The sequence below is a fragment of the Streptomyces sp. NPDC029164 genome (assembly GCF_055563995.1).
In genome coordinates this window covers 266844-273075 of sequence record NZ_JBVHWW010000005.1, presented here as the reverse complement: position 1 = coordinate 273075, position 6232 = coordinate 266844, and the positions used below count along the sequence as shown (strand labels likewise).

At 68.5% G+C, this 6232-nt stretch carries 7 protein-coding genes; all 7 read right to left on the bottom strand.

The window, feature by feature from the left end; genetic code table 11:
• Nucleotides 1–150: 150 nt before the first annotated feature.
• Nucleotides 151–1551: a nucleobase:cation symporter-2 family protein gene (locus ACZ4VT_RS07660; protein ID WP_467947543.1), complete on the bottom strand. Its 1401-nt coding sequence runs from the start codon at nt 1549–1551 to the stop codon at nt 151–153.
• Nucleotides 1552–1929: 378 nt separating this feature from the next.
• The gene (locus tag ACZ4VT_RS07655; RefSeq protein WP_467947541.1) at nt 1930–3333 is read right to left on the bottom strand and encodes an 8-oxoguanine deaminase; all 1404 of its coding nucleotides are present in this window, start codon (nt 3331–3333) and stop codon (nt 1930–1932) included.
• Between the two features lie 190 nt (nt 3334–3523).
• On the bottom strand, nt 3524–4447 hold the full coding sequence (gene pucL / locus ACZ4VT_RS07650) for a factor-independent urate hydroxylase (protein WP_266634579.1): 924 nt from the start codon (nt 4445–4447) through the stop codon (nt 3524–3526).
• A gap of 1 nt (nt 4448) precedes the next feature.
• A complete protein-coding gene (gene uraH / locus ACZ4VT_RS07645; RefSeq protein ID WP_030715205.1) occupies nt 4449–4838 on the bottom strand; it encodes a hydroxyisourate hydrolase in 390 nt (129 codons plus the stop codon).
• An 8-nt stretch (nt 4839–4846) separates the two neighbouring features.
• Nucleotides 4847–5362, bottom strand: a complete 516-nt coding sequence (gene uraD / locus ACZ4VT_RS07640) for a 2-oxo-4-hydroxy-4-carboxy-5-ureidoimidazoline decarboxylase (protein WP_362852215.1) — start codon at nt 5360–5362, stop codon at nt 4847–4849.
• A 154-nt stretch (nt 5363–5516) separates the two neighbouring features.
• Nucleotides 5517–5912, bottom strand: a complete 396-nt coding sequence (locus ACZ4VT_RS07635) for a helix-turn-helix domain-containing protein (protein WP_467947538.1) — start codon at nt 5910–5912, stop codon at nt 5517–5519.
• On the bottom strand, nt 5909–6160 hold the full coding sequence (locus ACZ4VT_RS07630; protein WP_467947536.1) for a hypothetical protein: 252 nt from the start codon (nt 6158–6160) through the stop codon (nt 5909–5911). The genes ACZ4VT_RS07635 and ACZ4VT_RS07630 overlap by 4 nt, the downstream gene beginning before the upstream one ends.
• Nucleotides 6161–6232: the final 72 nt, after the last annotated feature.

Sequence of the window (6232 nt, the reverse complement as noted above, 5' to 3'; positions counted from 1 at the left end):
CCCCCCCCCCCCCCCCCCCCCCCCCCCCCCCCCCCCCCCCCCCCCCCCCCTCCCCGCCCCCCCCCCCCCCTCCCCCCCCCCCCCCCCCCCCGCCTCCCCCCCCCCCACCGCCGTGTGGTCCCGCACCGCCGTGTGGTCCGGCGGCGCCGGTCAGTGCACCGGCACCGGTTCGGGGGCGGCTCCCGCGGCCGCGCCCTTCTTGGCACCGAGGTGGTTGAAGGCCAGGTTCAGCAGGATGGCCACCACGCAGCCGGTGCTGATGCCGGAGTCGAGGACGACCAGCAGGTCCTTCGGGAAGGCGTGGTAGAAGTCGGGCGCGGCGATCGGGATCAGGCCGATGCCCACGGAGGCGGCGACGATCAGGGCGTTCTCGCCCTTCTCCATGGCCGCGCCGGCCAGGGTCTGGATGCCGCTGGCGGCGACCGACCCGAAGAGGACGATCCCGGCGCCGCCGAGGACCGGCAGCGGGACCACGCCGATGACGGAGGCGGCCATCGGGCACAGGCCGAGCACGATCAGGATGCCGCCGCCCGCGGCGACCACGAACCGGCTGCGCACCTTGGTCATGGCGACCAGCCCGATGTTCTGGGCGAAGGCACTGCACATGAACCCGTTGAACAGCGGGCTGAGCGCGCTGCCGAGGGTGTCGGCGCGCAGGCCCCCCTCGATGGTCTTCGCGTCCGCGGGACGGCCGACGATCTTGCCCAGCGCCAGGATGTCGGCGGTGGACTCGGTCATGCAGACGAGCATGACGATGCACATCGAGATGATCGCGGCGACCTGGAACTGCGGGGCGCCGAAGTGGAACGGGGTCGGGAAGCCGACCACGGACGCGTTCCTGACGGCGTCGAAGCTGGTCATGCCGAGCGGCAGGGCGATGAGCGTGCCCGCGACCAGGCCGAGCAGGATGGAGATCTGCTGGAGGAAGCCGCGCAGGAACTTGCGCATCAGCAGGACGATGACGAGGGTGACGGCCGCCATGCCGATGTTCTTCATCGAGCCGTAGCCGGCGGCGGTGCTGTTCCCGCCCTGCGACCAGTTGAAGGCCACGGGCAGGAGCGAGACGCCGATGAGGGTGATGACCGTACCCGTCACGACCGGCGGGAAGAAGCGGACGAGTTTCCCGAAGTAGGGGGCGGCGAAGAAGCCGAGGATTCCGGCGACGATGATCGCGCCGAAGATGACGGGGATGGCGTTGTCCCCCTCCCCCTTGCCGATGGCGATCATCGGGGTCACGCCGGCGAAGGAGACGCCGTTGACGAAGGGGAGTTTGGCGCCGATCTTCCAGAACCCGAGGGTCTGGAGGAGGGTGGCGAGGCCGGCGGTGAAGAGCGAGGCGCCCATCAGGAAGGCGGTCTCGGTGGCGGACAGCCCCACGGCAGGGCCGACGATCATGGGCGGGGCGACGACACCCGCGTACATCGCGGCCACGTGCTGGAGACCGCTCGTGAACATTTTCAGCGGAGGCAAGGTCTCGTCGACCGGGTGTTTCTCCCCGGAGACCTGCGGTACTGCGACTGCGTCTTTGCGAAACCTGGGCATTGCGGCCACGGCTTCCTCCGGTCGGGTAACACGTCGGCAGGGACGTGGGTGTCTTGGAGGTGGTGCGAAAGGAGTGCGAGTCGAGCCTGTATGGAGTTGTGGGTGGTGCGACTACGTGTCCCAAGGGGTGCAGAAACGATTCGCCCAAAACCGGTTCCGCGCTGTGGTTCCAGCCGCGAGGGCTGGAGGTGCCGTGGCCATGGCGCGAAAGCGCGCGCGGCAGCACAAGTGGCACGAGTCACCGCCCCCGGGGCGCCCTCGGATTTCCTCAGGCGCTACCCGGGAACGGCTGCCGCGGACCCCGCTCGGGTCCGCGGCCGCCGGCCGGAGGCCGTCCCCCCCGGCCGGACTTCTGGGGGTACCTCCCAGCGGTAGCTGGGGGGAGGGTCAGCCCTGCGCGGAGATCCGCGCCAGGCGCTGGGCCTCTTCCCGGGTGGACACCGCGATGGCGTCCTCGTCGGCGAAGAGAAGGCGGTTGTTCTCGACGATCTGCTTGCCGTTGACGAACGACGCGGTCACCGGGGCGGCCGCACCGAAGACCAGCGCGGTGACCGGGTCGGCGATCGAGGAGTGCAGGAAGGTGCTCAGGTTCCACAGCACCAGGTCGGCGCACTTGCCGACCTCCAGCGAGCCGATGTTGTCGGCGCGGCCGAGCACCTGGGCGCCGCCGTGGGTACCGAGGCGCAGGGCCTGGCGCGCGTTCAGGGCGCGCTCGCGGTGGACCGGGTTCAGGCGGTTGATGAGGAGCGCGTTGCGCAGCTCGGTGTGCAGCTCACCGGACTCGTTGGAGGCGGTGCCGTCCACGCCGAGGCCGACCGGGACACCGGCGGCGAGCATGTCCGGGACGCGGGCGATGCCGGCGGCCAGACGGGCGTTGGAGGACGGGCAGTGCGCGACACCGGTCTTGGTACGGGCGAACGCGGCGATGTCGGAGTCGTTCATGTGGACGCTGTGCGCCATCCACACGTCCTCGCCGAGCCAGCCGGTCGACTCGAAGTAGTCGGTCGGGCCCATGCCGAACAGTTCCTTGCAGAACTGCTCTTCCTCGACGGTCTCGGAGCCGTGCGTGTGCATGCGCACGCCCAGGCGGCGGGCCAGCTCGGCGCCCTGCTTCAGCAGCTCGGTGGAGACCGAGAAGGGGGAGCACGGGGCCACGGCGACCTGGGTCATCGAGTCGAAGGAGGCGTCGTGGAACTTCTTCACGGTCGCCTCGGTGTCGGCGAGCGCACCCTCGAGGGTCTCGACGGCGTGGTCCGGCGGCAGGCCGCCGTCCTTCTCGCTGCGGTCCATGGAGCCGCGGGCGAGGGTGAAGCGGACGCCCATCTCGGAGGCGGCGCGGATGATCGAGCCGGAGAGGTCGCCGGAGCCCTTGGGGAAGACGTAGTGGTGGTCCATCGCGGTGGTGACGCCACCCTTGGCCATCGCGGCGAGGGAGCCCTGCGCGGCCGTGTACGTCATCTGCTCGTCGATGCGCGCCCACGTCGGGTACAGCGCGACCAGCCAGTTGAAGAGGTTGTGGTCGGTGGCCAGACCACGCGTGATCCACTGGTAGAAGTGGTGGTGCGTGTTGACCAGACCGGGGGTCACGAGGTGCCCGGTGGCGTCGATGCGGCGTACGACGTTCTCGAGGTTCTCGGGGGCCTTGCCCGCGCCGATCGACTCGATCTTGTTGCCGGCGACGACGATGTGACCCGAGGCGTACTCGGTGTCGTTGGCGTCGACGGTCGCAATCGCACAGTTCTCGATGACGATGCGCTCGACCGCGCTGTCAGGGGCTGCCGATGCTGCCATGGGACTTCCTCGTGCTTTCAGTGGCGGTATGGGCACGGCAAGGCCCAGGAGATTTGAGTGCCGGAGCCGGGGGCCTTGACAGCTGACAGTACTGCCGCCCCGAGGGATGCGTCCGGGTGCCGATTCAGGAAGCTGAAGAGTGTCGCGCGGTCCCGGGGCCACTGCGGAGCCCCGGGACGCGCGTGCCGCATCAGAGGTTGGTCATGTCCACGGGGATACGGGCGTCAACGCCGTCCCGCAGAACAGTGGCCTCGATCAGACCGTACGGGCGGTCCGCGGCGAAGTAGACCTCGTTGTCGTTCTTGAGGCCGAAGGGCTCAAGGTCCACGAGGAAGTGGTGCTTGTTCGGGAGCGAGAAGCGGACCTCGTCGATCTCCGAACGGTGGTTGATGATGCGCGAACCCATCTGGTACAGGGTCTGCTGCAGCGAGAGGGAGTAGGTCTCCGCGAAGGCCTGCAGCATGTGCTTGCGGGTCTCGGCGTAGGACTTCTCCCAGTTGGGCATCCGCTGGTCGTCGTCCGACCAGCTGAAGCGCCAGCGGGCCGACACCTGGGTGGCGAGGATGCGGTCGTACGCTTCCTTCAGGGTCGTGTACTTGTCCTTCACGTAACCCCAGAACTCGGAGTTCGTGGAGTTCATGACGACGAGGTCCTTGAGGCCGGAGATGACCTCCCAGTTCTTGCCGTCGTACGTGATCTGGGTGACCCGGGTCTCGCCGCCGTTGCGGACGAACGAGTGGTTCACCTCGTCGGAGCCGATGAACTTGGAGTTGGCGTCCGAGGTGGCGATCCGGGACCAGGAGTACTCCTCGATCCGGATGCGCGCCTTCTGGATCGGCTCCTGGCTGCCCACGAACCAGCGCGCCAGGTGGATGCCGAACTGCTCGGCGGACTCGATGCCGTACTCCTTGGCGAACGCGTACACCGTGTTCTTGGTGGTGTCCGTCGGCAGGACGTTGGCGTTCGAGCCGGAGTAGTGGACGTCGTCCATGTCGCCGGAGAGGGCGACCGAGACGTTCAGGTCCTTGATGTGGTGCGTGTCGCCGTCCCGCGTGATCTTGACGACGCGGTTCTCTGCTTTGCCGTACTGGTTCTGGCCCAGAATCGTGGCCATGCTAGCTCCCTCGGTAAACGGAGTAGCCGAACGGGTTGAGCAGCAGCGGTACGTGGTAGTGCTCGCCCGGGTTCACCGCGAAGGTGATGGTGACCTCGGGGAAGAACGCACCGCTGTCCCTTACGCGGGGGGCGTCCTGCTGCGCCTCGGCTTGCTTCTTCGAAAAGTACGTCTCGGTCTCGAAGTCGAGACGCACGTGAGTGGTGCCCTCCGGCAGCGCCGGCAGGTCCTTGCAGCGCCCGTCCGCATCGGTGGCGGAGCCGCCCAGGGCCGCCCACTCGCCGTCCAGACCCGTACGGGCCGACAGGGAGATGGCGACGCCCTCGGCGGGCTTGCCGATGCTGGTGTCCAGGATGTGCGTGGACACCGACGCGGTGGTCTCGGTGCTCATGATCGGTCTCACTCTCCTTCAACGAGTTCGACGAGGCGGGTCAGGCGGATCTTGTTGATCTTGACGAGCTCGCCGCGGGCGATTTCCCGCTCCCGCTCCGGCGAGTTGTCGATCCGGACCTTGACCGCGTCCCGCATGAACTCACCGGTCGCACCGGTGGCGCAGATGAGGAAGACGTGGCCGAACTTCTCCTGGTACGCCAGGTTCAGTTCGAGGAGCTCGTTCTTGAGCTCCTCCGAGGCGCCGGCCATGCCACGCTGCTCGCGGGCGGAGGTCGGGTCTCCCGGCTTCGGCCGGCCGATCGGCGCGTGGCCTCCCATCGCTTCGCCCAGGTCGTCCGCGGTGAGCTCCGCCATGGCGGCTTCGTTCGCGGCGAACAGGGACTCCGCGGTGGCGAAGGGGCGCTGGGCGAGCATCTTGCTCCCCCACGCCGAACTGGCGCACACCTCGTGCAGCTCGGCCGTGGCCGCGCTGTCGTCCAAGGTGTTGAACCGGGTGAGACCCGGGGTCGGACTCGAAGTCACGGTAGGCCTCCGTGGCCTGTTGTTGCTTTGACGGGCTGCGCATAGCTAACGCCCTCGACAACACGGCGTCAACACTTTGTTGAAACTTCCCGTACACAAAAGCCGCCGCCCGGGTGAATTGGGCGGCGGCTCGTCACTGCGGGTCAGCAGTCTTTCACTCTTGGCTGCTCTTGGCGCTGCCTTTGGGCCCGGAATCCCGGTTCAAGTAGTTGTAGACGGTGAAGCGGCTTACGCCCAGGGCGCCCGCGACCGTTTCCACACCGTGCCGCACGGAGAAGGCGCCCCGCGCCTCCAGTATCCGCACCACGTCCTGCTTGGACTTCCGGTCGAGCTGCGCCAACGGTACGCCGTGCCGGCGCTCCAGCGCCGCCAGGATGTGGTCCAGCGAATCCGAGAGCTGCGGCAGGCGCACGGCCAGCAGGTCCTGGCCCTCCCAGCTGAGCACGACGTCGTCGGGCTGCGCCAGGGCCGGATCCATCAGCTCGCCGCCCATGGCGTCCACCAGCGGCTTGACCGCGGTGACGAAGGGGTGGTCGCGGGGCTCGGTCATGGGGTGTCCTCCCCGATCACGTTGACCTGGAGCGAGACACGCGTGGCTCCGGCCTCCAGGGAATCGCGCAGCAGCGCGCCCACCGCGGCCAGCACCTGGCCGGCCTCGCCCTCCGCGGTGTTGCCGAACGGGCCGACGTCCACCGCGTCCAGCCGGGCCTTCTGGATGACCTCACGCGCGGCCACGGCATGGGCAGGAGCCTCTTCGAGGTCGAAGGGCTCGGTCGTGAACTCCACTCTCAATCGCACGCGGTCAAGCTACCCCGCGGTCACGTTTTTTCGGCAGTCCGTACTTGACATCCGGGACAAGCCCGATGCAGT